Source organism: Actinoallomurus sp. NPDC052308, from assembly GCF_040679195.1.
GTDB lineage: Bacteria > Actinomycetota > Actinomycetes > Streptosporangiales > Streptosporangiaceae > Actinoallomurus > Actinoallomurus liliacearum.
In genome coordinates this window covers 1-22,979 of the sequence record NZ_JBFAUM010000017.1, presented here as the reverse complement: position 1 = coordinate 22,979, position 22,979 = coordinate 1, and the positions used below count along the sequence as shown (strand labels likewise).

General features: G+C 71.8%; 21 protein-coding genes and 1 pseudogene. 11 read left to right on the top strand and 11 right to left on the bottom strand.

Features of this window, described 5'->3' with window-relative positions:
* Positions 1–105: 105 nt before the first annotated feature.
* From AB0L00_RS30725 to AB0L00_RS30715, 3 genes are read right to left on the bottom strand one after another with little or no spacing between them, the layout of a single operon-like run.
* The gene (locus tag AB0L00_RS30725; RefSeq protein ID WP_364440555.1) at positions 106–1,347 is read right to left on the bottom strand and encodes a glycosyltransferase 87 family protein; all 1,242 of its coding nucleotides are present in this window, start codon (positions 1,345–1,347) and stop codon (positions 106–108) included.
* The gene (locus AB0L00_RS30720; RefSeq protein ID WP_364440554.1) at positions 1,344–2,510 is read right to left on the bottom strand and encodes a glycosyltransferase; all 1,167 of its coding nucleotides are present in this window, start codon (positions 2,508–2,510) and stop codon (positions 1,344–1,346) included. Before AB0L00_RS30720 ends, AB0L00_RS30725 begins: the two co-directional genes overlap by 4 nt.
* A complete protein-coding gene (locus tag AB0L00_RS30715; protein ID WP_364440553.1) occupies positions 2,503–5,373 on the bottom strand; it encodes a CDP-glycerol glycerophosphotransferase family protein in 2,871 nt (956 codons plus the stop codon). Before AB0L00_RS30715 ends, AB0L00_RS30720 begins: the two co-directional genes overlap by 8 nt.
* Before the next feature lie 86 nt (positions 5,374–5,459).
* On the opposite strand from AB0L00_RS30715, the gene AB0L00_RS30710 reads away from it, so the two are divergent.
* The 7 genes from AB0L00_RS30710 (at position 5,460) to AB0L00_RS30680 (ending at position 10,996) form a co-directional block, all read left to right on the top strand.
* The gene (locus AB0L00_RS30710) at positions 5,460–6,080 is read left to right on the top strand and encodes a DedA family protein (protein ID WP_364440552.1); all 621 of its coding nucleotides are present in this window, start codon (positions 5,460–5,462) and stop codon (positions 6,078–6,080) included.
* A gap of 152 nt (positions 6,081–6,232) precedes the next feature.
* Positions 6,233–7,162 carry an ABC transporter ATP-binding protein gene (locus tag AB0L00_RS30705; protein WP_364440551.1) on the top strand — a complete coding sequence of 310 codons (930 nt, stop codon included), beginning with the start codon at positions 6,233–6,235 and terminating at the stop codon, positions 7,160–7,162.
* Positions 7,159–7,977, top strand: coding sequence for an ABC transporter permease subunit (locus tag AB0L00_RS30700; RefSeq protein WP_364440550.1), 819 nt, complete (start codon positions 7,159–7,161; stop codon positions 7,975–7,977). Before AB0L00_RS30705 ends, AB0L00_RS30700 begins: the two co-directional genes overlap by 4 nt.
* A 6-nt stretch (positions 7,978–7,983) precedes the next feature.
* On the top strand, positions 7,984–9,207 hold the full coding sequence (locus AB0L00_RS30695; protein ID WP_364440549.1) for a histidine kinase: 1,224 nt from the start codon (positions 7,984–7,986) through the stop codon (positions 9,205–9,207).
* Positions 9,204–9,863 (top strand): response regulator transcription factor, encoded by a 660-nt coding sequence (locus AB0L00_RS30690; protein WP_364440548.1) that lies wholly within the window; start codon positions 9,204–9,206, stop codon positions 9,861–9,863. The genes AB0L00_RS30695 and AB0L00_RS30690 overlap by 4 nt, the downstream gene beginning before the upstream one ends.
* Positions 9,864–9,909: 46 nt before the next feature.
* The gene (locus AB0L00_RS30685) at positions 9,910–10,719 is read left to right on the top strand and encodes a hypothetical protein (RefSeq protein WP_364440547.1); all 810 of its coding nucleotides are present in this window, start codon (positions 9,910–9,912) and stop codon (positions 10,717–10,719) included.
* Positions 10,720–10,828: 109 nt separating this feature from the next.
* Positions 10,829–10,996, top strand: coding sequence for a hypothetical protein (locus AB0L00_RS30680; protein WP_364440546.1), 168 nt, complete (start codon positions 10,829–10,831; stop codon positions 10,994–10,996).
* A gap of 165 nt (positions 10,997–11,161) precedes the next feature.
* Here AB0L00_RS30680 and AB0L00_RS30675 read toward each other — a convergent pair whose 3' ends face one another.
* Both AB0L00_RS30675 and AB0L00_RS30670 read right to left on the bottom strand, forming a co-directional pair.
* Positions 11,162–12,181, bottom strand: a complete 1,020-nt coding sequence (locus AB0L00_RS30675; RefSeq protein ID WP_364440545.1) for a M56 family metallopeptidase — start codon at positions 12,179–12,181, stop codon at positions 11,162–11,164.
* Between the two features lies 1 nt (position 12,182).
* Positions 12,183–12,563, bottom strand: coding sequence for a BlaI/MecI/CopY family transcriptional regulator (locus tag AB0L00_RS30670; RefSeq protein ID WP_345349560.1), 381 nt, complete (start codon positions 12,561–12,563; stop codon positions 12,183–12,185).
* Positions 12,564–12,753: 190 nt separating this feature from the next.
* Between AB0L00_RS30670 and AB0L00_RS30665 the strand changes: the two genes are divergently transcribed.
* On the top strand, positions 12,754–13,923 hold the full coding sequence (locus AB0L00_RS30665) for a glycosyltransferase family 4 protein (RefSeq protein WP_364440544.1): 1,170 nt from the start codon (positions 12,754–12,756) through the stop codon (positions 13,921–13,923).
* A 55-nt stretch (positions 13,924–13,978) separates the two neighbouring features.
* Here the strand turns inward: AB0L00_RS30665 and AB0L00_RS30660 are convergent, their stop codons facing one another.
* The 3 genes from AB0L00_RS30660 to AB0L00_RS30650 form a co-directional block, all read right to left on the bottom strand.
* On the bottom strand, positions 13,979–14,773 hold the full coding sequence (locus tag AB0L00_RS30660) for a M14 family zinc carboxypeptidase (RefSeq protein WP_364440543.1): 795 nt from the start codon (positions 14,771–14,773) through the stop codon (positions 13,979–13,981).
* 175 nt (positions 14,774–14,948) lie between these two features.
* A complete protein-coding gene (locus AB0L00_RS30655) occupies positions 14,949–15,836 on the bottom strand; it encodes an alkaline phosphatase family protein (RefSeq protein WP_364440542.1) in 888 nt (295 codons plus the stop codon).
* Positions 15,837–15,893: 57 nt separating this feature from the next.
* Positions 15,894–16,271, bottom strand: a complete 378-nt coding sequence (locus AB0L00_RS30650; RefSeq protein ID WP_364440541.1) for a BlaI/MecI/CopY family transcriptional regulator — start codon at positions 16,269–16,271, stop codon at positions 15,894–15,896.
* Positions 16,272–16,373: 102 nt separating this feature from the next.
* Between AB0L00_RS30650 and AB0L00_RS30645 the strand changes: the two genes are divergently transcribed.
* The gene (locus AB0L00_RS30645) at positions 16,374–17,411 is read left to right on the top strand and encodes a M56 family metallopeptidase (protein WP_364440540.1); all 1,038 of its coding nucleotides are present in this window, start codon (positions 16,374–16,376) and stop codon (positions 17,409–17,411) included.
* On the opposite strand, the gene AB0L00_RS30640 is transcribed toward AB0L00_RS30645, so the two are convergent.
* Both AB0L00_RS30640 and AB0L00_RS30635 read right to left on the bottom strand, forming a co-directional pair.
* Positions 17,360–18,280 (bottom strand): undecaprenyl-diphosphate phosphatase, encoded by a 921-nt coding sequence (locus tag AB0L00_RS30640; protein WP_364440539.1) that lies wholly within the window; start codon positions 18,278–18,280, stop codon positions 17,360–17,362. The genes AB0L00_RS30645 and AB0L00_RS30640 overlap by 52 nt on opposite strands.
* Before the next feature lie 92 nt (positions 18,281–18,372).
* Positions 18,373–21,642, bottom strand: a complete 3,270-nt coding sequence (locus AB0L00_RS30635) for a BTAD domain-containing putative transcriptional regulator (protein WP_364440538.1) — start codon at positions 21,640–21,642, stop codon at positions 18,373–18,375.
* A 185-nt stretch (positions 21,643–21,827) separates the two neighbouring features.
* Between AB0L00_RS30635 and AB0L00_RS30630 the strand changes: the two genes are divergently transcribed.
* Both AB0L00_RS30630 and AB0L00_RS30625 read left to right on the top strand, forming a co-directional pair.
* Entirely contained in the window at positions 21,828–22,127 is a 300-nt protein-coding gene (locus tag AB0L00_RS30630) for a hypothetical protein (RefSeq protein ID WP_364440537.1), read from the top strand.
* Between the two features lie 13 nt (positions 22,128–22,140).
* A complete protein-coding gene (locus AB0L00_RS30625; protein WP_364440703.1) occupies positions 22,141–22,746 on the top strand; it encodes a hypothetical protein in 606 nt (201 codons plus the stop codon).
* A 156-nt stretch (positions 22,747–22,902) separates the two neighbouring features.
* On the opposite strand, the pseudogene AB0L00_RS30620 reads toward AB0L00_RS30625, so the two are convergent.
* A pseudogene (locus AB0L00_RS30620) lies at positions 22,903–22,974 on the bottom strand (arabinofuranosidase catalytic domain-containing protein); the annotation flags it as partial.
* Positions 22,975–22,979: the final 5 nt, after the last annotated feature.

Below are 22,979 nucleotides of genomic sequence, written 5' to 3'. Positions count from 1 at the left end.
GCCGCCTGGTCACCGGGCATGGCGGGAGCCTATGAACGCGAACGCAAAGCGTTTCCCGGCTCTGTCCCCCGTGTCCCACCGGTACGGCAAAAGCGTCGGCCGGGCTCAGGCGACCGGAACACGAACAGCGGCCGACCGGCGGCGCACGGCCAGGACCAGGAGCGCCACCAGGACCACCGAGGCCACCAGGACGTAAAGGTTCCCGATCACGAGCTGGGTCCCGTGCCAGCGGTCCTCCCGGTGCGCTCCGAACGGGACGGTACGGATCAGGCCCTGCGGCAGCGCGGGCAGCCCGGACACCGCGTGGAACCACGCCCCGAAGAGGGCCTCGAGCACCACCCCGCCGACGATCCACGGCCACGTCCGTCGCAGCGGTCCGACCATTCGGTGGGCGACGAGGGCCAGCGCGGGAACGATCCACACCCAGTGGTGCGACCAGGAGATCGGCGAGACGAGCAGGCCCGTCAGCGCGCACGTCACGATCCCGTTGAGCTCCCGGCCGCGCCGGCTCTCCCCCGCCGCCAGCGCCAGTCCGCACACCCCGACCACCAGGGACGCGATGAGCCAGTACGGTCGGGCCACCTGCTCGCCGCCCAGGCACCTGACCAGCGCGCCGTCCAGCGACTGGTTGCCCACCCAGTCGACCGGTCCCACGCGGTCGGGCGCCATGAACAGCCGCCTCCCCCAGAACTCCCACGACTCGTGCGGGAGGACCGCGAAGCCGACGGCGACCGTGAGCAGGCACGTGGCCGTCGCGACGGCGGCGGCGCGGTACCGGCGGGTGAGGACCAGGTAGGCGATGAAGATGCCGGGTGTGAACTTGACGCCCGTCGCCAGGCCGATCCCGACGCCCTTCCACCGGCGGCCGTCGCCCTGCCGCAGGTCGGCCAGGACGAGCGCCATCAGGATCAGGTTGACCTGGCCGAACCACAACGTCTTCTGCACCGGTTCGGTCCACAGCGCCGCCGCGGCGACCAGGAGCACCGCGCCGAGCGCCACCGGGCCGCGGCGGTGGCCGAGCGTCCGCCAGGCGAACCAGACGGACGCCACGAGCGACACCAGGCCGGCCAGTGTCATCAGCCACCGCAGCGCGGCCATCGGGAGTACCGACAGGCCGGCGAAGATCACCGCGGCGATCGGTGCGTACGTGAACGCGAACCCGTCGATCCTCGCGTCGTACAGGCGGTCGGAGTGCCGGGCGAGCAGACCACCCCAGCGGTAGACCCGCAGGTCCGACATCAGCCACAGGTCGTGGGGATGGGCCGACACGATCGTCGCGTAGGCGGCGACCGCGGCGCCGAACGCCAGAACGCCGGCGACCGGGAACCCGGCGCTGCTCCGGGTCACCGTGCCGCCACCGCCCGGGGCGGCACGGCGCGGTCCTTCCCGCCGGCGACGAGGGCGAACTGCCGCTCCCAGCGATCGAGAATGGCGTCGGGCTCGTACCTCCGGACGGATTCCCGGGCCGCCTCGGCCAGCGAGTCGCGCAGGCCGGCGTCGCGGATCAGCCGATCCAGCGCGGCGGCGAACTCGGCGGTGTTCCCCGGCGAGACGATCAGGCCGTCGCGGCCGTCGGTGAGGAGTTCACTCACACCAGGCGCGCAGTCGAAGGCGACGGTGGGCAGCCCGTACGCCATCGCCTCGATGATCGACATCGGGAAGCCCTCCTCCCGGGAGGACAACGCGAAGATCGACGCGCCGGTCAGGGCGCTCTCGATGTCGGAGGTCGGACCGGCGAACTCCACGCTGCCGGACAGGCCGAGTCCGGCGGCCTGTTCGCGCAGCGCCGCGTCCTCGGGACCGGAGCCGTACAGCCGCAGCCGCCAGGACGGATGGCGCGACGCGACCTCGGCCCAGGACTCCAGCAGCATGTCCTGGCCCTTCTCGAACGAGAGGCGACCGTGGCGTACGACGACCGGCTCGGTGCGCGGAGAGACGGTTCGTGGTGTCACGTGCAGCGGGTTCGGCATCGCGGCGGCGTTCGACATGCCGTCGAAGGCCCACGCGTCGGCGTCGGCGTCGGTGAGCGCGAGCAGGAGGTCGGCGTCGGCGAAGTGGCGTTTCACCCGCTCGTACCGCGAGGACCGGCGAGTCGCCTCGTACGACTCGTGGCTCATGCCGATCACCGGCATGCCCGCGGTGTCGGCGCGGGCCACCCATTCCATCGCCCAGACCTGCGCCGCGATGACCACTCCCCCGGAGCGCGCCGTACGGAACAGCGCGCTGAGGCGCGCGGCGCCGCGCCGGACCATCCGGCGATGGCGCAGCGTCCGCAGGCGGTCGCCGAGCGGTCCGCGCGCCGGCGCCGGCTGCCGTTCGTGCAGGACCGTGACGGTGTACGGCAGGTCGCGGCCGTAGTCGTGCGGGCGGTCGGCGTGCGTGATGCCCACCAGGTGCACGCGGTGACCGCGGGCGGCGAACAGCCGGCCGATGTCGTGCGCCCAGCGTTGCAGGCCGCCGAGCTCCTCCACGTTGTTGCAGACGAGGAAGATGTCGCGGGTCTCAGCCACGGTCGCCTCCGGTGAAGAAGCGCTCGACGATCGACTTCCCGGCGGTCCCCGTGTCGTACTCGCCGAACTCCTCGGCGAAGCGGCGGCGGCGCTCGGCGTAGTCCCGGCGAGCGCCGTCGAGGTCCGCGACCGCGGCGAGCAACCCGTCCTCGTCCTCGACCACCGGGCCCGGCGCGTGCTCCGCGAGGTCGAAGTACGCGCCGCGCTGCCGGGTGACGTACTCCTCGCCGTCGGGCGTGTAAAAGATCATCGGTCGCTCCAGCAGGGCATAGTCGAACATGACGGACGAGTAGTCGGTGATCAGGGCGTCGGCCAGCAGCATCAGCGTGGTGACGTCGTGCTCGCCGCCGACGTCGATCACGGTGCCGCGAAGGGCCGGGGGCACGACGGCCCGGCTGAGGTAGTGCGCGCGGATCAGCAGGACGTGGGATTCGCCGAACTCGCGCGCGAAGCGCTGCGGGTCGAACGGGATCTCGAAGCGCTCGGCCGGCCGGCCGTTCTCGTCGGTCCGGAAGGTCGGCGCGTACAGCACGATGGTGCGCTCGTCGTCCTCAAGGCCGAGCCGACGGCGCAGCGCCGCCTGTTCCTCGGGGTCGCCCCCGGTGACCAGCGCGTCGTTGCGCGGATATCCGATCCGCAGCAGGTCGGCCGTGACGCCGAGTCCCTTCACGAGGGTGCGCACGTCATGCTCGGAGCGAACGACGAAGTGGTCGAAGCGGCCGATCATCGCGGCCAGCCGTTCGTGCTCGGCGCGGGTGCCCTGCTTGACCGTCGGCTCGTCGAAGCCCATCCGCTTGAAAGCCGAGCCGTGCCACGTCTGGATGTAGGTCGTCTCCGGTCGTTTGGTCAGCCCGGCGGGGAAGCCCTGGTTGTCGATCCAGTACTCGGCGCGGGCCAGGGCCCGGTAGTAGGCCCACGAGCCGCGCTCGACCAGCCGGGCGTCGGTGGGAAAGCCTCGCCTGGAGCCGCGGTACGACCAGATGGCCTGGTAGGGCGCACCCCACTCGCGGAGGGCCCGGTGGATGTACTTGGGGTTGTCGGAGTACTGGGCGCCGAGGTGGCTCTCGAAGACGATCGTCCCCTTCCTGACCGGGAGCCGGACGAGGAACCGGTTGAAGACGGCGATCTTCGTCTTGCGGCCGGTCAGCTTGCGGAGCAGCGTTCGTTCGAGATTCAGAAGCCGCTGCCACCAGCGCCGTCCCAGTGTGGTGCGGGCTGCCCGGCGCAGCGCGGGCAGGGTCAGCAGCGCGGGCCACCCGTTGCCGACGATGCGGAGGGCCAGCTCACCGGACTCGGCGACGTAGGCCTCCAGGTGGTCGCCGGCCATGCGGGTCAGCCGCGGCCGTACGGGCACGGCCACGCCGTCGTGGGCGCTCCCCTCGGAGGTGAGCCGCACGCTGACGTCGTCGTCGCCGAACCTCAGCCGCAGCCACAGCCCCCAGGTCTGGTCGACCAGGCCGAACGGGCGGATCCTGCGGGCCGGCGCGAACGACGTCTCCCATCGGATGCGACCGCTCTCGTTCCGGACGGTCACCGGGACGCGAAAGGCGCGGGACTTCCGGTGGCGGTCGCGGATCTCCAGCGTGCCGGACGGCTCCGTGGCGCCGTCGAGGCGGCCCAGCGGGTTGACGACCGTGCCGGCGAGGTGGAGGTCTCGCCCGGCCGGCCGCATCTCGGTGACCCGGCCGCCCAGGTTCAGCCTGTCCAGCGGAACCGAGTGGATGCCCAGGTCCGTGACGTCCAGGACACGGCGGCCCAGCTCGGTCCCCAGGTGGTCGCCGGTCCAGTAGATCCGCCCGTCACGCTCGACCGGTTCGGTGGACAGGACGGGTTTCCGGCCTCTCTTCGAGGCGTAGTCGGCCGCCGCGACGGCGGCCTCGATGTCGCCGCACCGGATGAGGTAGGCGCCGATGGCGGACAGTTGGTTGCAGTCGGAGAAGACCTCGGGGTCGATCCCGGCGAGATAGGACCGGGCAAGTTCGAGGAACGCCTGGCGGTACTCCGGGTCGCGGCTGCGCAGTTCGCGCAGGTAGAGCAGCAGGTCGTGGTTGACGAACTTGACGTTCTTCAACCTGGCGAGCTCATCGGCCCCGTGCGCGTGGAACACCGCGTCGATCCGGCGGTGGATCTCCAACCGGTCGGCGAAGTTGCGCAGCTCCGCGCGGCGGTTGGTGATCGACAGCGTCTCTCCGCGCGGGATCACGAACCAGTTGTAGACCCGTTGCGGGATGGTGACGATCTTCCGCGCGGCGATGTACGCCTGCGCGCTGAACAGCAGGTCCTCATAGTGCAGCCGGTCCACGAACCACAGGTCGGCCCGGTCGAGGAACTCGCGGCGGTAGCACTTGTTGGTCGACAGGGTGTCGTACAGCAGATCGGGGTTGTCCAGGACGCTGTCGTACATCCGGCGCTCCCGGTACAGCCAGGGGTACCAGTTCTGTTCCTTGTCGGGCAGCACGCGCACGCAGCGACCGGAGACCAGGTCGGCGCCGGTCTCGTCCGCGGTCGTGACGAGGTTCCGGCAGGCGTGCCGGTCGAGCGTGTCGTCGCTGTCGAGGAACATCACGTACCGGCCGCGGGCGGCCTCGATCCCGACGTTGCGCGGTCGCCCGCACCCGCCGGAGTTCGTCGGGAGGGTGAGCACCCGGATCCGGTCCGGATGGGCCGCCGCCAGCACGTTGGCCACCTCGGGCGTCGCGTCCGTGCTCGCGTCGTCGACGACGATCACCTCGACGCCGGGCAGGGACTGGCGCAGCACCGAGCGGACCGCGCGAGGGAGCCGCGCCGCGTCGTTGTAGACGATCACAACGACGCTTACATCGGGTTCCAGGAGCAAACGGTCCACCACCTTCATCTCGAACATCAACTACTATTGCGATAGTACGATCTCGATAGTAATTGGATCGTAAGCAACCAGCCGATCCACGTGATCGACCGGAAACGAGGGCAATGCAGCACTTCATCGCCACCTTCGGATACGCCGCCGTCTTCCTCCTGATGGCGGCCGAATCCGCCTGCGTTCCGGTGCCGTCCGAGCTGATCATGCTGTTCGCCGGGGCTCTGGCGGCCGGGGCCGTCCCCGGGTCGAGCCCGGATCTCACCCTGATGATCGTCAGCGGAACCCTGGGGAACGTCGCCGGAAGCTACGTCGCCTGGGCCGTGGGGCGGTATGGCGGTCAGGCGGCGTTGCGCCGCTGGGGCCGGTACGTCTGGCTCAAGGAGGAGGACATCGACCGCGCCACCCGCTGGTTCGACCGGTACGGCGGCAAGGCGGTCTTCTTCGGCCGGCTGCTGCCCGTGGTTCGCACCTTCATCTCCCTGCCGGCCGGCTTCGCAGTCATGCCACCGGGCCGGTTCGGCGTCTACACGCTGGCCGGCTGCATCCCGTGGACGGCCGCGCTCGGTATCGCCGGATACGCGGTCGGGCGGAACTGGCAGCGTGTCGCCGACGCCTTCCACGGCCCGTCGTACGCCATCGCCGGGATCGTGGCGGTGGCCGTCATCGTCGGCGTGATCGTCTTCGTCCGGCGGCGCCGCCGCACCGGCCAGGCCGCCGGTCGACCGATGTGAGGCGGCGCGGCCGTCCATCCCGGGATGTAGCCGTACATCGGGCGGTGGACTCTCGTGACCTGCCGGATTCCTCCGCAGGGGCGACGATCCGGCCAGGCGCGGGCCCTACCGTTTCTCCTCGAAACGCCGCCGACTCTTCCGAAGGAACGATGATGATCGAGGCCAAGGGCCTGACCAAGCGCTACGGCGAGAAGACCGCGGTGAACGACCTGTCGTTCACCGTCCGACCGGGGGTGGTCACCGGATTCCTGGGGCCCAATGGCGCGGGCAAGTCCACGACGATGCGCATGATCCTCGGCCTGGACCGGCCGACCTCGGGTTCGGTGACCGTGAACGGCCGTTCGTACGCCGACCACGCGGCGCCGCTGCACGAGGTCGGCGCGCTGCTGGAGGCGAAGGCCATCCACACCGGCCGGACCGCCTACAACCACCTGCTCGCGCTGGCCGCGACCACCGGCATCCCGCGCCGCCGGGTCGACGAGGTCATCGACCTGGTCGGACTGCGGGAGGTCGCCCGCAAACGCGCCGGGGGCTTCTCCCTCGGCATGGGCCAGCGCCTCGGCATCGCGTCGGCGCTGCTGGGAGATCCGAAGACGCTGATCCTCGACGAGCCGGTCAACGGGCTGGACCCCGAGGGAATCCTGTGGATCCGCAACCTGCTCAAGCACCTGGCCGCCGAAGGGCGGGCGGTCTTCGTCTCCTCCCACCTCATGAGCGAGATGGCGCTGACCGCCGAGCACCTCATCGTCATCGGCCGTGGCCGGCTCATCGCCGACACCTCCGTCGCCGACTTCATCGAGCGCGCCTCGACGGGCCGCGTCAAGGTCCGTTCCCCCCAGGCCGCCCGGCTGCGGGACCTGCTGGCGGGCCCGGACGTCACGGTGTCGAACACCGAGGAGGGCACCCTGCTCGTCAGCGGGCTGACCAGCGACCAGATCGGCCAGATCGCCTCGGACGACGGCGTCACGCTGTTCGAACTGGCTCCGCAACAGGCCTCGCTGGAAGAGGCGTTCATGGAGCTGACCGGCGACTCCGTCGAGTACCGGGCGCCCGCCCGCAGCACAGAGAGGTCCGCGGCATGACGACCGCCACCACCGCGACCGTTCAGCCTGGCAAGGTCACCCAGGTCCGGGTGCTGAATTCCGAGTGGATCAAGCTCAGGACCCTGCGCTCCACCTTCTGGTCGCTGTTCGCCGCGATCGCCGCGACCATCGGCCTCGGTCTGCTCTTCAGCTGGGGCTTCGCCAGCCGCGTCGGCGACCACGCCCGTCCCCTCCACGACGCCGCGACCATGGCGGTGACCGTGCCGCTGCGCCCGTACGTGATCGCTCAGCTCGCGGTCGGCGTGCTCGGCGTCATGGTGATCACCGGTGAATATTCCACCGGGATGATCCGCGCCACGCTGTCCGCCGTCCCCGGCAGGCTTCCCGTGCTGTGGGCCAAGGCCGCAGTGTTCAGCGTGGTCGTCCTGGTCCTGATGGAGATCGTGTCCTTCGTGACCTTCCTCGGCGGCCAGGCGATCCTGTCCTCCCAGCACGTCCAGGCCACGCTGTCCTCGCCGCAGGCACTGCGGATCGTCACCGGGGTGGGGCTCTACCTCACGGTCGTCGGACTCCTCGGCACCGCGCTCGGCGCCATCATCCGCAGCACCGCCGGAGCGATCGCCGCGCTGTTCGGGATCCTGCTGGTCCTGCCGGTCCTGGGCGAGGTCCTCAACCTCACGTCCTGGGGTAAGCACATCACGCCGTACCTGCCGAGCAACGCCGGCGGCGACCTGCTCACCAACGCGCCCGACCCCGGATCGCTCGGCCCGTGGACGGGCTTCGGCGTCTTCGTCCTCTACACCGTCATCGCGATGGCGGTCGCCGCGTACCTGCTCAAGCGCAGGGACGCCTGACCCTCGATGACCGACTCACCCGAGGTCGGCCCCGGCGCGCTCGTGGCGCGCTGGGGCCCTCGCGTCCGTGCGCTCACCGGTGGGCATCCCACCGTGGTCGACGGCGCGTTCGCCCTCGCGCTGCTCCTGATCGGGACGCCTCATCTGATCAAGGATCCGCCAGGGCACGTGCTGCTCGGCTGGGTCCTGCAGGTCGCGTTGCTCATCCCGCTCGCCTGGCGGCGGCGCGCACCGTTCACCGCCTTCGCCGTGGTCGCGGCGCTCGCGTTCGTTCAGTGGCTCGGCGGGGTGCTCCTGCCGACCGGAGACCTCGCCGTGCTGATCGCGTTGTACTCGGTGGCGGCCCACTCGACGCTGCGCCGGCTGCTCGTGGCCGCGGGCGTCGTGGAACTCGGCGTCGCCATGGCCACCGACCAGTGGGTTCCGCGGGTTCACCTGTGGAAGGCGTTCGTCCTGCTGTCCGGGATGACCACCGCCGCCGCCGTGATCGGGCTGAACATGCGCACGCGCCGCGCATACCTGGCGTCGCTGGAGGATCGCGCCGCCCGCCTTGAGAAGGAACGCGACCAGCAGGCCCAGATCGTCGCCGCCGAAGAACGCGCCCGGATCGCCCGCGACGTCCACGACATCGTCACCCACAGCCTCTCGGTCATGGTCGCCCTCACGGACGGCGCCGCCTACACCCTGCCGACCGCGCCGGAGCGGGCCGCCGACGCCGTGTCCAAGGCGTCGGAGATCGGGCGCCAGGCCATCGCGGAGATGCAGCGCGTCCTCGAGGTGCTCCGCCAGGACGAGCCGGCCGCTCGGCTGAGACGTCCGCAGCCCGGTCTGAGTCAGCTCGACGCGTTGCTCACCGAGGTACGCACCGCGGGGCTGCCGGTGGAGTTCGTGGTGGCCGGGCGGCCGCCCGCGATGGCCTCCGGGGCCGAACTCACCATCTACCGCCTCGTCCAGGAGGCGCTCACGAACGTCCGGAAGCACACCCCTCCCGGCACCACGGCACGGGTTCGGATCGAGTACGCCCCGGAGCAGGTGGACGTCGATGTCACCGATGACGGGCGGCCGGACGCCGCCGTTCCGGCCGGCCGGCGGCGCGCCGGACACGGCATCGCCGGGATGCGCGAACGCGTCGCGGTCTACGGCGGCCGGCTCACGGCCGGCCCGTTGCCCGATGGCGGCTGGCGGGTGCACGCCCGCTTCGAGCCGTCCCAGCTGGAGGTCACCCGGTGATCAACGTCCTGCTCGTCGACGACCAGCCCCTGCTGCGCATGGGGTTCCGGCTGGTACTGGAGACGCAACCCGACATCACCGTCGTCGGCGAGGCCGGCGACGGCGCCGAGGCCCTCGCCGAGGTGGCCTCGGTCGCCCCCGACGTCGTGCTGATGGACGTCCGGATGCCGGGCATGGACGGTCTGGAGGCCACCGAGCGGATCGCCCGTGACCACGCTGCCTCGCGGGTCCTCATCCTCACGACGTTCGACCTGGACGAGTACGCCTTCGCCGCGCTTCACGCGGGCGCCGCCGGTTTCCTGCTCAAGAACGTCCAGCCCGCCGAGCTGATCGCGGGCATCCGCACGGTCGCCGCGGGCGACGGCGTCGTCGCGCCCCGCCTCACCCGGCTGCTCATCGAGACGTTCACCCGCCAGAACCCCGCGCGGCCGGGCCCGGCCGGCGACCCGCGTCTCGCCCGGCTCACCGACCGGGAGCGCGAGGTGCTGATCGAGATGGCCAGGGGCCTGTCCAACGCCGAGATCGCGGTGTCGCTCGGACTCTCCGAGGCGACCGTGAAGACGCACGTCAGCCGCATTCTTCCCAAGCTGGGTCTCCGCGACCGCGTCCAGGCCGTCGTACTCGCCTACCAGACCGGACTGCTGCGGCCCACCTGACCACCCCACCGGATGAGAACACGAGAGGACAAGGTCGACGAGCCACATGGCGACGAGTCAACTGCGAAACAACCCCCACGCCGTCAGCCGGCGGACGATGAGCAAGGTCCCGGAGGTGACGGCCTACTTCTGGATCGTCAAGGTCCTGACCACCGGGATGGGCGAGACGACCTCCGACTACCTGGCCCATCGCCTCGATCCGATCGTCGCGGTGGCCGGGGCGGGCATCGTCCTCGCGGCCTCGCTGGCGCTGCAGTTCTACGTCCGGCGCTATGTCGCCTGGATCTACTGGACGGCCATCGTCCTGGTGAGCGTGTTCGGCACGATGGCCGCCGATGTGCTGCACGTCGCCCTCGGCGTTCCGTACGTCATCTCCACCGCGTTCTTCGTCGTCGCCCTCGCCACGATCTTCGCGATCTGGTACGCGAGCGAGCGGACGCTGTCGATCCACAGCATCGTGACGGCGCGGCGTGAGCTGTTCTACTGGGCCACGGTCATGACCACGTTCGCGCTCGGCACCGCCACGGGCGACATGACCGCGGTCACGCTCCATCTCGGCTACCTCGCCTCGGGCGTGATGTTCGCCGTCCTGATCGCCGTTCCGGCCCTGGCCTACGGACTGCTCGGGATGAACGCGATCGCCGCCTTCTGGGTCGCCTACGTCCTCACCCGGCCGCTCGGCGCGTCGTTCGCCGACTGGCTGGGCGTATCGCGCGGCCGAGGCGGCCTCGCCCTGGGCACCGGTCCGGTCAGCCTCGTCCTGGCGTTGATCATCTTCGGGTTCGTCGGCTACCTGACCGTGACCCGCAGGGACACCACCGCCGGCCGCCGAGGAGCACACGCGTCCGGCCGGTGATCGACCGGAGGCTGGGACTCTCCCACCGTGCCGGCCTGGGCCGGCACGGCCGGTTCCCATCGACGCCATCTTCTACTATCGTTGTAGTAGTCTCCTGGATAGGCTCAGCATGCTCGTCTCCCTGCTCCTCGGCAGCGTCGGCCTGGCGCTCCTCTGGTACCTGCAGCTCGCCCCGATGTTCGTCGCCCGGCGGGAGCGGGACCACGGGCCTGCGACCGGCCGCGACCTGCCGTCCGAAATCCCGCGTACCGGTGGCCGAGGCACGCATCCCGGCTGAGCGCCGGCACACGGCCGAGTCCCGGAGCGCCACCGGGACCCTCGAGGTCACACCGACGTAGCGGTCGCCGGCCACGAACCGGGTCCCGTGCCGGCGGCCCTCCCCGACGCGTCCCGAACGGAATCGCCCGGCCCGGTCCGCCTCGGGGCGCCGATGAGCCGGCGGTCAGCGCGACTCGTCGATGCGGTGGTCGAGGACGGCGAGGAGGTGGCGCGCCTCGTGCCGGGTGGCGGTGGCGATACCGAGCCGTTCGGCGTGGTAGCCGTCGCGGGCCTGGTCGAACAGATGGGCGGTGTCGTGACCGGCCACGCCGACGCCGGCCAGGCATGCGGTGAGGATGGCGGCCGGCACGGCGGCGATGATCGGGCGGCGTGCCGGGGTTCCGGCGAGCAGGGCGCGGACACGGCCTGGCACGTCGTTGCGGCCGAAGCACAACACGGCGCTTCGAGGTGAGGGCCGGCCGTCGTGGCGGGCGGCGAGGGCGGCGCGGGCCAGGGCGCGGGCGGCGAGGGGGCGGTCGCCGACGGTTGCGGCGGCGTCTTCGTCCGCCCAGCGTTCGGTGAGGTGGTGGATCGCGGCGGGGAGCGTGGCCAGCAGGGGGTCGGCCGCGGTGATGAGGGCGGCCAGGGTCCGGTGGCGGTAGTGCCGGTGGTTCAGGTGGGCGGTCTCGTGGGCGAGCAGGACCCGGCGCTCGGCGGCGCCAAGGATGCGCAGCATGCCGGTCGACACCACGATGCGGCCGTGGTCTTCACGGCCGCCGGGAACGGCGAACGCCTCGATCGCGGGCTGGTCCAGGACGACGAGGCGGCCGGTGTTCGGGGCGAGCCGGGCGCAGGCGCGCCGGGTGCGGTGAAGGGCGGCGGCGCGGCGTGCGGTGGTCCAGACGACCGCGGCCGCCGGCATCGCCAGGGCGAGCATCGCGAGCTTCGCGATGACGGGCGTGACCGGGTCGGCGTGGTGCAACCGCTCGCCGGACCAGGCGCCGACCGCCGCGACCAGGGGAAGCCGCCCGATGAGCGTGGCGGCCAACAGCGCGAGTGACAGCGATGACGTCAGGGCGCATACGAGGCCGGCGGTCAGCAGCAGGCGGGTGCCGGTCGCCGGTCGCATCCGGGCCGCCAGCCGCGGCCCGCAGGCGGCCAGCAGCACCGAGGCCGCGAACGGCGCGTAGACGACGAAGTGCATGTCAGGCACCGCCTTCCGCCTGGAGCAGCCGCTGGAGGAGCGCTTCGTCTTCCGGCGGCAGCGATGAGACGAAGCGGGCCAGCGTCCCGGCGCGGTCACGGCGGCGGTCCAGCAGTTCGGTCATCGCACGGGCGGTGTGGTCGGCCTCATCCATCGTCGGGGCGTAGGAGTACCCGCCTCGCGCGGTCGGCTCGCGGGTGACCAGGTTCTTGCGGTGCAGGCGAGTGAGTGTCGACATGACGGTCGTGTAGGCCAGCCGGTCGCCGAGCTCCAACTGCACCTCGGCGGGCGTCATCGGCCGCCCGAGCGCCCACAGCACCGCGAGTACTTCGTCTTCCAGCATGCCCGGAGGCCGGCGGGGGGCGGCGCCATCGCCGTTCATTCGGTTCACGGGGTGTGCTCCTTCTTCCGGCCACAGTCTACGTATCGAGTAGTACTATCGCGGTAATACTATTTGAATAGTACCTATTTCCGCTGGTCATGAGTTGCCCACCGATCCGGCATTAACCCCCGACATCCCGGCGCGGGCAGGGCCCGGCCGGGATGACGTCCACCCCCTGGAGATGCCGCGCATGAAGATCACGTTCCTTCTCGGGTCCGCCTACGGCATGGGCGGCACGATCCGCGCCACGCTCACCCTGGCCGACCGCCTCGCGGCGCGGCACGAGATCGAGATCATCACCTTGCACCGGCGGCGGACCGATCCGTTCTTCCCGATCGATGAGCGCATCGGCGTCCGCACGCTGATGGACCTTCGCAAGGGAGCACGTCCCGGTCGCCTCGACACCCGGTTGGGCCGGCACAACAGCCGGCTGGTGCCCCGCGGCGAGAGGATCTGGCCGGAGGTCACGTTGCGCGGTGACTACCGGATGTGGCGGGCGTTGCGCGGGCTGGAGACCGATGTGCTGGTCACGACCCGCCCGGCGTTCAATCTGCTGGCCGCCCGGTTCGCCCCGCGCGACGTCGTCGTGGTCGGTCAGGAACACCTTCACCTGGACGCGCACCGCCCGGGCCTGAAGGAGCACATGCGCCGCTGGTACCCACGCCTGGACGCCCTGGTGACCCTCACCGAGGCCGACCGGCGCGCCTACACCGACTTCCTCGCCGACGCGCCCACCCGCCTGCAGGTCATCCCCAACGCCCTGCCCGCGGGCGCCAAGCCGATCTCCGGCCTGGACGCCCCCGTGATCGCCGCGGCCGGCCGCATGGCCAAGGTCAAACACTACGAACGGCTCATCGCCGCCTTCGCCAAAGTCACCGCCACCCACCCCGACTGGACCCTGCGCCTGTACGGGACCGGCCCCGAACTCGAGAGGCTGCGCACCGTCGCCGCCTACCACGACCTGGGCGACAAGGTCGCGTTCATGGGCCGCACCAGCGACATCCACGCGGCGTTCGCCCAGGCCTCCATCGTCGCGCTGTCCTCGTCCTTCGAAGGCTTCGGCATGACCATCATCGAAGCCTTCGCCTGCGGCGTCCCGGTCGTCAGCTTCGACTGCCCTCAGGGCCCCCGCGAGATCATCACCCACGGCCGGAACGGGCTCCTCGTACCACCCGGCGACACCGACGCCCTGGCCGACGCGCTCGGCCGGCTCATCGACGACCCCGGCGAACGCCGCGCCATGGGCGCGGCCGCCCACCAGGCCGCCGCCCGCTACGACCTCGCCACCACCGCCTGGCAATGGGAGACCCTCCTCACCGACCTCCTCGCCGCCCGCGCGGAAGGACGCGTGCGCCGATAGGTCGCACGGCGGGACCGCGGCCGGGACGGTCGTACGAAGGTCGCGGGCCCCACGGTCACGGGCCGGTGACCGTCCGGACGGCGGCGACGTACCGGCGGACCGCCGGTGCGGGGGCCTCGCCGGCCGGCAGCTCCACCACGAAGGCGCTGTGGGGCACCACGGTGTTCTCCCACCCGGTGGCGCTGCCGGGGTAGTCGGTCAGCGGCCGGGCGGGCAGACCCACCTCACGGGCGAAGCGCCGCGCGACGGCCTTCGGCCCCTCCGAGGTGTCGACGACGGCCATGTGCTGGTGGAACCAGATCCCCACGGTGGGCCTGACCCTGCGGATCAACGCGGCGGCGGCCTGGGACTCCGGCTCCGACAACGGCCCGGCGCCCGCGAAGAACTCCGAACCCGCCGGCCACAGAGACCGCCATCGGGCGGGGAAGTTCCGGTTGAGGTCGACCCCGTGGGCGTTGCCCCGCGTACGGGCGGCGACCCCGTCCGGGTTGAGAACCGGGATCACCCACAGGTCGGCGTGGGCCGGGGCGGGACCCTCGATGAGGGCACGGGCGACCGCGATCCCCGCCGGTTCGTCGCCGTGCACGCAGCCGACCACGAGCACCTTGCGCGGGGCCGCCGGGTCGCCCGACTCGACGGCGACGAGCGGGCGGCCGCGTACGGACCTGCCCAGGGACACGGTGCGGTGGACCGTCGCGGGCGAGGACGCTCCGCCGGGGGCGGGGCGACGCGCCGTCGCGGTGTCGCCAGGGCGCGCGCAGGCGCACGGCGGGAGCAGCACCAGGGTGAACGCGATCATCGCCGCGCCGCCACGGCCCCACCGGGGCCGGGCCGGTCCTCGCTTCGTCACGGTCGCCTCACCCCCTGGCGCACGCCGGCCGCCGGAGCGAACGGGAGGAACCGGTGCCCCAGTCCTCCTCGGTCGCCTCGACCACGGTCGCCCCCTCCCCCGCGCGCGGAGAGGCGCCGCTCGGCCGCGGACTTCCCCTACCCGGAAACCTACCGGGAGACCTCCGCCTCCGGGGTCAGCTCGGGCCGGCCGTCCAGACGTCGGTGATGGGGCTGCGCGAGGCGCTCATCCCGGCGTGGGAGAGCCCGTAGGCGTCCTCGATCGTCCGGAGCACGCTGTAGTGGTCGATCTTCTCCGGGTACCTCCCGGGCTTGACCCGCGCTCCGGCGAAGATCGTGGCGATCTTGTTGCCGGGTGATCCGTCGTTCTCGTCGAAGGTGACGATGAGCACACTGTCGTGGGTGCTCGCCCACCGGACATAGCCGTCGAGATTGCTCCTGAGCCAGGAGTCTCCGGTCTTGACCGGGCAGTTGTGCATGTCGTCGCACATGTCCGGGATGACGAACGACACCGTGGGCAGCGCCGAGTAGTCGGACGGGAAGTCGGCGAAGGACCGGCCGACCGCGTCCGGCAGGTCCGGGAAGTCCGCCCAGGGGACGTGCTTGCGGGCGTAGCGGCCGCTGACACAGGCGGTCCGGTCGAAGACCGGCGAGGCCTCGGCGAACCCCGCGAAGGTCAGCCCCGCCGCGGACAGCTCCGAGGCGAGATTCGGAGCCGAGTAGGCGTGCGGGCAGGAGTCGTCGGTCAGCCCTTGCGTCGACCCGGAGAACAGCGCCAGGTAGTTCGGCTCGCTCGGGTGCCGTACCGCGTAGGAGTTCGTGAACAGCGCGCCGGACCCGGCCAGCGAGCTGATGTACGGCGCGTCGGGGGCGCCGATCACCTGCCGGTCGGACTTGTTCTCCAGCACCACGACGACGACGTGCGCGGGCCGCGGCACCTCCCGGACCGCCGGGTGCGGGCCGTCGGCGTGGGTCACCCCGTCGTTCCCGCAGCCGGCCGCCGACCACGTCGTGAGGAGCGTCGCCGTGAGGAGCAGTGCGCGGCGGAAACGCCGGTCCTTCACAGCAGACCTCCGATGCGAGGAGCAACTACTACATGAATAGTAGCATTCGGCCGTACGTCACTCGGCGTCTTCCTGACGCAGCAGTTGCTGCAGCAGGACCTCGTCCTCGGGACTCAGTTCGGACACGAATCGGGCCAGCACCGCGGCCCGGTCGCGACGGCGGCTCAGGAGGTCGTGCATCGCGGTGGCCGTGTGGGCGGCCTCGTCGACGTTGGGCGAGTAGACGAAGCCGCGTCCCTCACGGGTGCGCGTCGCCAGACCCTTACGGTGCAGCCGCGCCAGGGTGGTCATCACCGTCGTGTAAGCCGGCGTGTCGGGCAGCACCGCCTGCACGTCCGCGGGGCTCATCGGCCGGCCGCCGTGCCACAGCACGGCCAGCACGGCGTCCTCCAGCATGCCGGCGGGTCGCCGCCCCGGCTCATGCTCCTTGGTCACGTCCTGCTCCAGACACCTCAGGTATTACCTCGATAGTAGATCGACCGACGACCGGGCGCAGCCCTCGACCCGCCACCGTCTTCCGGGCCCATAATGAACGGCATGGTCGTCGACGTCTGGATGCCGCTGCTGATCCCCCTGCTCGCGGTGCCGCTCGTCCGTCTCCTCGCGGACCGCCTGGCACCCCGACCGGCCTCCTGGCTCCTGGCCGCCACCGGTGCCCTGCTGTCCGGCTGCACCATGCTGGCACTCGGCCTGCTGACCGGCGCGGGCCTGCTCCGGCTCGGCTTCGTGGCGGCCGCCGAGCACCTGTCGCCGCTCCTGCTACGGCGGATGTCGCCGATCCCGCTGCCGCTGGCCTGGGCGGCCGGCCTCGCCCTGGCCGTCACGATCGGCCTCGCGGGCTGGACGCTCCACCGGCGGGTCACCGCCCTGCTGCTGGCCGCGAAGACCGCACCGTCCCGGCGCGGCGGCCTCGCCGTGCTGCCGGACGACCTCCCGGACGCCTACGCCGTACCCGGACGCCCCGGCACCGTCGTGGTGACGACCGGCATGCTCCGTGCCCTCGACGCCCGGGAACGCGAGGTGCTGCTCGCCCACGAGCGCGCGCATCTGTCCGGTCGCCACCACTGGTTCACCCTGGTGGTGGACGTGGCGGCCGTCCTGCATCCGGCGCTGATCGCGCTGCGCGCGCCGCTCCGGTACCACCTCGAGCGCTGGGCCGACGAGTCGGCGGCGGGCGCGGTCGGGGACCGGCGCCTCGTGGCCCGCGCCATCGCGCGGGCGGCGCTGGCCGGCGGCCGGTCGGGCTCGGGCTCCGCCCCGGCGGGGGCGTTCTCCGCGACCGCCGGTCCCGTCCCCCGGCGCGTCGCGGCGCTACTGACCGCTCCGCCGACGAGACGCTCTCGGCTGCTGCCCGGCATGGCGGCGGCCCTGGTCGCCTGCGTGGCGCTGTCGGGCGGGGGCGCGCTGGACGCCGCCACCGATCTCCGGGGCAGCATGGAGGCCATGGAGGTCCACCGCCACCACAGGTCCGGGACCGCCGAGACCATCCTCGCCGCCTACACCGGCCGGACGGCCGCCGTCCGTCAGCCGACTCCGAGCCAGATCAGGCTGCCGAGCCCGGCCAGGACGCAGTAGACGGCGAACGGCGTCAGCGTCCGGGTCTCGAAGTACCGCGTGAGGAAACGCACCGACACGTACGCCCCGACGCCGGACAGCACGCTGCCGACCAGGACCTGGCCGTGGATGCCGTTGCCGAGCGGACCGGCCAGGTCGGGGATCTTCAGCAGCCCGGCCGCGAGGATGACCGGAGTGGCCAGCAGGAACGAGAAGCGCGCGGCGTCCTCGTGGGACAGCCCGCGCAGCAGACCGGCGACCATCGTGACGCCCGACCGGCTGATGCCGGGCAGCAGCGCGAGGATCTCCGCCGCGCCGATGGTCGCGGCCCGGCCGAAACCGAGCCGGGCCAGGCGCCGGTCCGACTCCACGGCCAGGTCGGTCGCCGTGGTCCCGACCGAGGCCGCGACGGCCCGGTCGGCGGTGCGAGACTCCCCGCGGCGCAGCCGCTCCCCCGCGTAGAGGACCACACCGTTGAGGGTGAGGAAGACGGCGGCGGGAACCGGCTTGCCGAGGACGGTCCGGAACGCGTGCTCCGCGAACAGCCCGACGATGCCCACCGGGATGGTCGCCACGATGATCAGCCAGGCCAGGCGCTGGTCCGGGGTCTCGATGCGGCGATCGCGCAGCGAGGAGAGGAAACCGCCGATGATCCGGAGCCAGTCTCGTCGGAAGAAGACCAGCAGCGCCAGCGCGGTGGCCACGTGCAGGCCGACGATGAAGGCGAGATAAGGCGACTCGGGCGTCGAGACGTTCAGGTCCCGTGCCCACCGGCCACCGACCAGGGCCGGGATCAGGACACTGTGCCCGAGGCTGGAGACCGGGAACAACTCGGCCACGCCCTGGAACAGCCCGACCACGGCGGCCTCGGTATACGTCAGATGAGACACCCGTACCCCTACGACTTGGAGATGAACTACTACCGCGATAGTTATTACTATCGCAATCGTAGCGAAGATGGGGCTTCGGGAACCCGCCCGGGTCAGTCGGACCGGTTCATCAAAAGCGCGCGTACCTGCTCGGCCTCGATCGACCCGAGCGTCTCGAACAGCTCGAGGGCCCGCCGCCACAGGGGTTCGGCCGCGGCCCGTCCCTTCGCCGCGCCCAGGGCCGCACCGAGGATCCGCAGCGTTCGCGCCTGGCCGCCGAGCACGCCGGTGCCCTCGTGGATCTCGAGAGCTCGCCGGCAGTCGTCGACGGCCTGCCCCGTCTCCCCCGATCGCCGCCGGACCTCGGCGATGATCGTCAGCGCCTCCCCCTCGAAGGCCCGGTAGTCGCCCCGCCGGGCGAGGACCAGCGCCTCCGTCGCGTGGGCCAGGGCGCGGTCGAGCCCATCACCGCGGAGCGCGCCCGCGGCCATGCCGATCAGCGCCTGGATCTCCCCCCGCCGGTACTGGACGCGGCGCGCGGTCGTCAGGGCCTTCTCGTGGTACGCGCTCGCCTCTTCGTGCCCGGCCGGCGGCAGATGGTCGGCCATCGCGTTCAGGCACTCGGCCTCGACCCGCTGATCGCCGGTGTCACGGAAGACGGCGAACGCCTGGCGGGCGTACCGCGCCGCCTGGTCGTACCGCCCCGCCCTGCCGTCCAGGCCGCTCAGGTGCGACAGGCTGAGCGCCTCCCCGAGCCGGAAATCGATCTCCCTGCTGGCCGCCAGCGACCGGTGCAGGTGCTCGCGTGCCCGCTCGGGCCGGCCCAGCCAGTCGTCGGCCACCCCGAGGTACATGGAGGTCAGCGCCTCCCCGACCCGGGCGCCGATCTCCTGGCTGAGCCGAAGGGCCCGCGTGTACGTGGCGTGGGCGGTCTCGACCCGCCCGAGGTCGTGGTAGACGCGGCCCAGGCTGCCGAGGCTGACGCTCTCGCCGACGCGGTGCCCGAGCCTGCGGTAGATCGCCAGCGCCTCGTCCAGGTGGTTCAGCGCCTGGTGCAGGCTTCCGCGCGCCCAGTGCACGCGCCCGAGGCCGCCCAGCGCGGTGACCTCCCCGGCGAGCCAGCCGCTGCGCCGGCTGAGGTCCAGGGCGTCGCCGTCGTGCGCGAGCGAGCGCTCCTCGTCACCGAGGTTCGCGGACGCGTCCGCCACGCTCAGGTGCATCGCCGCCCTCGTCGACTCGTCACCGTGACGGGCGGCGGCCTCCAGCCCGGCCTCCGTCGCCGAGAGCCATTCGATGCCGCTCGGCCGGAGCCGGGAGAACCCGCGCAGCGCGTCGACGAGGTGCCACGCCAGGGCGTACGGACCGGACCGGGTGGCGCGGTGAACGGCGGCGAACAGGTTCGGCCGCTCCGCGTCGAGCCAGCCGACCGCGGCCGGGCGGTCAGGGAACTTCAGCTCCGGTGGCACCGGGTCGCCACCGTCGCGCGGCAGCCGGACGAACTGCAGGTCGTGCGAGCGCACCGCGGCCTCGGCCGTCTGCAGGTACCACGTGAACAGCCGCCGTACCGCCTGGTCGCGCACTGCCGCGGGCTCATCGGCGGCGGCACGGTCGGCGGCGTAGAGCCGCAGCAGATCGTGGAAGCGGTAGCGGTCCGCCGTGTGCTGTTCGATCAGGTGGTACGCCGTGAGCCGGTCGAGCGCCGCCGACGTCGCCGACAGGGATGATCCCGTCAGCGCGGCGATCGCGTGCGGGGTGAAATCCGGGCCCGGCACCAGCCCGATGAGCCGGAAGTAGTGCCGGCAGTCCTCCGGGAGCGCCTGGTAGGACAGCCCGATGGCGGCGTCGACGGCGGCCTGTGGGTCGTCGTCGAGCGCCATGGCCTTCAGCCGGTCGTCCGCGGCGAGCGCGCGGGCGGTGTCGCGCAGGCGCCCGCGCGCGTTCCCGGCGAGTTTCGCGCCGACGATGGACAGCGCGAGCGGCAGTCGCGCGCAGTGGGACACCACCTGATCCGCGGCCTCTGGCTCGTCGTTCACGCGCCGCTCACCGACCAGTCCCGTGAGCAGTTCGAGCGACTCGCGGCGGTCCAGCACGTCGAGTGTGATCTCGTGCGCGCCGTTCCTGGCGACCAGCCCGGACAGTCGCCTGCGGCTGGTGAAGACCGTCATGCAGGACCGGCCGCCCGGCAGGAGGGGCCGCACCTGGTCGGACGTCGCGGCGTTGTCGAGCACGACGAGGACGCGGCGGCCGCCGAGCACCGACCGGTAGAGTCCCGCGCGCTCCCCGATGTCGGCGGGGATGTCCTTCGACGGCACGCCGAGCGCCCGCAGAAACTGCCCGAGCACGTCGGCTGGCGGGAGCGGTGCCTGCTCGGCGTCGTACCCGCGCAGGTCGGCGAAGAGCTGGCCGTCGGGGAAGAGGTCGGCCGTCCGCTGGGCCCAGTGCACGACCAGGGAGGTCTTGCCCACCCCCGCCGTGCCGGTGACACCGGTCAGCACCATGCCCGGGCCGTCCTCGTCCGCCGGGCGTTCCGCCAGCGCGCCGAGGCGCCGCAGCTCCGCGTCCCGGCCGATGAAGCCGTGCACGCCGTGCGGCAGCTGCGCCGGCCGCCGTACGTGCCGCGCACCGCCGGAGCCGGTCCGTACGGCGGCCGGCGCGAGATTCGGGTCGTGCCGGAGGATCCGCTGGTGCAGCTCCCGTAGTTCGGGGGCCGGATCGGCGCCGAGCTCGTCCGCGAGCGCCCGCTGGATCCTCTCGTACGCCGCGAGGGCGTCGGCCTGCCGACCGCAGCGGTACAACGCCAGCATCAGGTGGCCGGCGGCGGTCTCGTCGAACGGGTGGTCATCGGTCAGTTCCCGCAGGTCACCGAGGAGTTCGGCGTGGTGGCCCAGGTCCAGCTCGATCGCGTGACACAGCCGCAGCGCCTCGAGCCGCTCCTGTTCGATGGCCGCACGGACGTTGCCCAGACGTTCGCTGGACAGGTCGGCGAACGGCGTGCCGTGCCACAGCCCGAACGCCTCGCGGAGCAGCGCCGACGCGGTGGAGCGGTCGTCGGCCCGCCGGGCGTCGGCCACGAAGGCGCGGAAGCGGTGCAGATCGACCGCGTGGCGGGGGACGTCGAGAACGTATCCGCCGGTGTCGCGCGCCAGCGTGACACCGTGCGCGCCGAGGAGCTTCTTCAGCCGTGAGACGTAGCCGTACAGCACGTTGCGCGCGGAATCGGGCGGACTCTCCCCCCAGACCAGCCGGATCAGGCGCTCGGTCGGCTGGACGACGCCCGGCTCGAGGATTAACCCGGCGAGGACGCACCGCTGTCGCGGATGCCCGAGATCCAAGGGGCGTCCCGCGGCGTACGCCCGGACCGCGCCGAGAACCTGGAACTCCACGGACACCCTCCACCACGGCCGGCGGCGCCGCGACGGCCCCTCCTCCGGACAGCCGCTCTGACCGTACCCGACCGCTTTGTTGAGGACCACGGCAAGATCGATCAAAGGTTTCCTCAACGTCTCTCCCGCAGAGTCGGACGTACGGCGGGGCGCACCGCCCCGCCGGTCACCCGAGGAGAGATCGGATGCGCACCAGAACAGCACTCGCCGGCGCGCTCGCCGGGATGGCGCTGACAGCGCTCGCCGCGGCGACCCCCGCGCAGGCCGCCACGCCCGCCAAGGCGGCGAGCCTGGACTGCAACGCCCAGTACGAGCACGACAACCGGATTCACGGTTACTGCTCCGGCGACGGTGCCTGGACCCTGCACATCTGGTGCTGGCCGGGCATCGAACGCCACGCCAGCACCGTCACCCACGGCTGGGGAGAGCTGGCCCTGGGCTGCGGGGTCATCCAGATCCAGAACTGGCAGATCACCCAGCCCTGAACGGAGCCGGCAGATGAAGGTCATGCGAAAGCTCACCCTGGCCATCGCCCCGGCCGTTCTCGCCGCGGGCGTCACCCTCACCTCGACCTCGCCCGCCCACGCCCTCGGAGCCGGCCGCGTCTGCGTCTTCGTCGCTCCCAAGGGGGCCAAGGGCGCCGGCCACGTCGGCTGGGCCTTTCAGGAGCCGCCCAAGGACCACTGGTTCTTCGGCGCGACCGAGGGCCAGCCGGGCGAGGAGGGCGGACCGAACTCCAAGAAGATCAATCCCGGCCAGAACAACGGGGCCTGGGAGGACAACGGCACCTGGCAGAAGGTCAAGGACGCCTTCCGGAACGCCAAATCCGGCGAGCATCCCGACGGGTACTACAAGCAGTACACCTGCAAGAACACTTCGAACAGCTCCGTGCACGCCGCCGACCTGCAGGGCCAGGCCAACAAGAGTCGCGGCTACTACCTGTGGGGCAACAACTGCATGAACCACGGCTACGACGTCCTGAAGACCTACGGTGCCGACCTCAGCGACCCGAACAACCCGGACTGGATCAACAACTGGGCGCCCAACCTGTGGGTCAAGCAGTTGATCCTGGTGGCCAGGTTCGACCAGTTGGCGAACCTCTGAACGACCGACCGCAGTCGGAACCGACGGCGACCGGATGTCGGGGGCGTGACAGGCGTGTTCGTGGTCGATGAACAGGCGATCACTCGGCGGGGGCTGGTCGCACTGCTCTCCCGGGGCGCCCGGGTGGTCGGCGGTCCCGCCGACCTCGGTGGCGTCCGAGGGGTAGCCGGAGGTCATCACGCCTTCGTAGAAGGTGCCGGCGGAGCCCTTACTGTTGTCGCCGCCGATGCCGA

What these genes read in the sequence shown, in the direction of transcription:
- AB0L00_RS30715 (WP_364440553.1), bottom strand. Translation starts at nt 5,373, where the DNA reads ATGTTCGAGATGAAGGTGGTGGACCGTTTGCTCCTGGAACCCGATGTA.
- AB0L00_RS30625 (WP_364440703.1), top strand. Translation starts at nt 22,141, where the DNA reads ATGAAGGTCATGCGAAAGCTCACCCTGGCCATCGCCCCGGCCGTTCTC.
- AB0L00_RS30695 (WP_364440549.1), top strand. Translation starts at nt 7,984, where the DNA reads ATGACCGACTCACCCGAGGTCGGCCCCGGCGCGCTCGTGGCGCGCTGG.
- AB0L00_RS30670 (WP_345349560.1), bottom strand. Translation starts at nt 12,563, where the DNA reads ATGAACGGCGATGGCGCCGCCCCCCGCCGGCCTCCGGGCATGCTGGAA.
- AB0L00_RS30700 (WP_364440550.1), top strand. Translation starts at nt 7,159, where the DNA reads ATGACGACCGCCACCACCGCGACCGTTCAGCCTGGCAAGGTCACCCAG.
- AB0L00_RS30680 (WP_364440546.1), top strand. Translation starts at nt 10,829, where the DNA reads ATGCTCGTCTCCCTGCTCCTCGGCAGCGTCGGCCTGGCGCTCCTCTGG.
- AB0L00_RS30710 (WP_364440552.1), top strand. Translation starts at nt 5,460, where the DNA reads ATGCAGCACTTCATCGCCACCTTCGGATACGCCGCCGTCTTCCTCCTG.
- AB0L00_RS30705 (WP_364440551.1), top strand. Translation starts at nt 6,233, where the DNA reads ATGATCGAGGCCAAGGGCCTGACCAAGCGCTACGGCGAGAAGACCGCG.
- AB0L00_RS30630 (WP_364440537.1), top strand. Translation starts at nt 21,828, where the DNA reads ATGCGCACCAGAACAGCACTCGCCGGCGCGCTCGCCGGGATGGCGCTG.
- AB0L00_RS30665 (WP_364440544.1), top strand. Translation starts at nt 12,754, where the DNA reads ATGAAGATCACGTTCCTTCTCGGGTCCGCCTACGGCATGGGCGGCACG.
- AB0L00_RS30645 (WP_364440540.1), top strand. Translation starts at nt 16,374, where the DNA reads ATGGTCGTCGACGTCTGGATGCCGCTGCTGATCCCCCTGCTCGCGGTG.
- AB0L00_RS30675 (WP_364440545.1), bottom strand. Translation starts at nt 12,181, where the DNA reads ATGCACTTCGTCGTCTACGCGCCGTTCGCGGCCTCGGTGCTGCTGGCC.
- AB0L00_RS30685 (WP_364440547.1), top strand. Translation starts at nt 9,910, where the DNA reads ATGGCGACGAGTCAACTGCGAAACAACCCCCACGCCGTCAGCCGGCGG.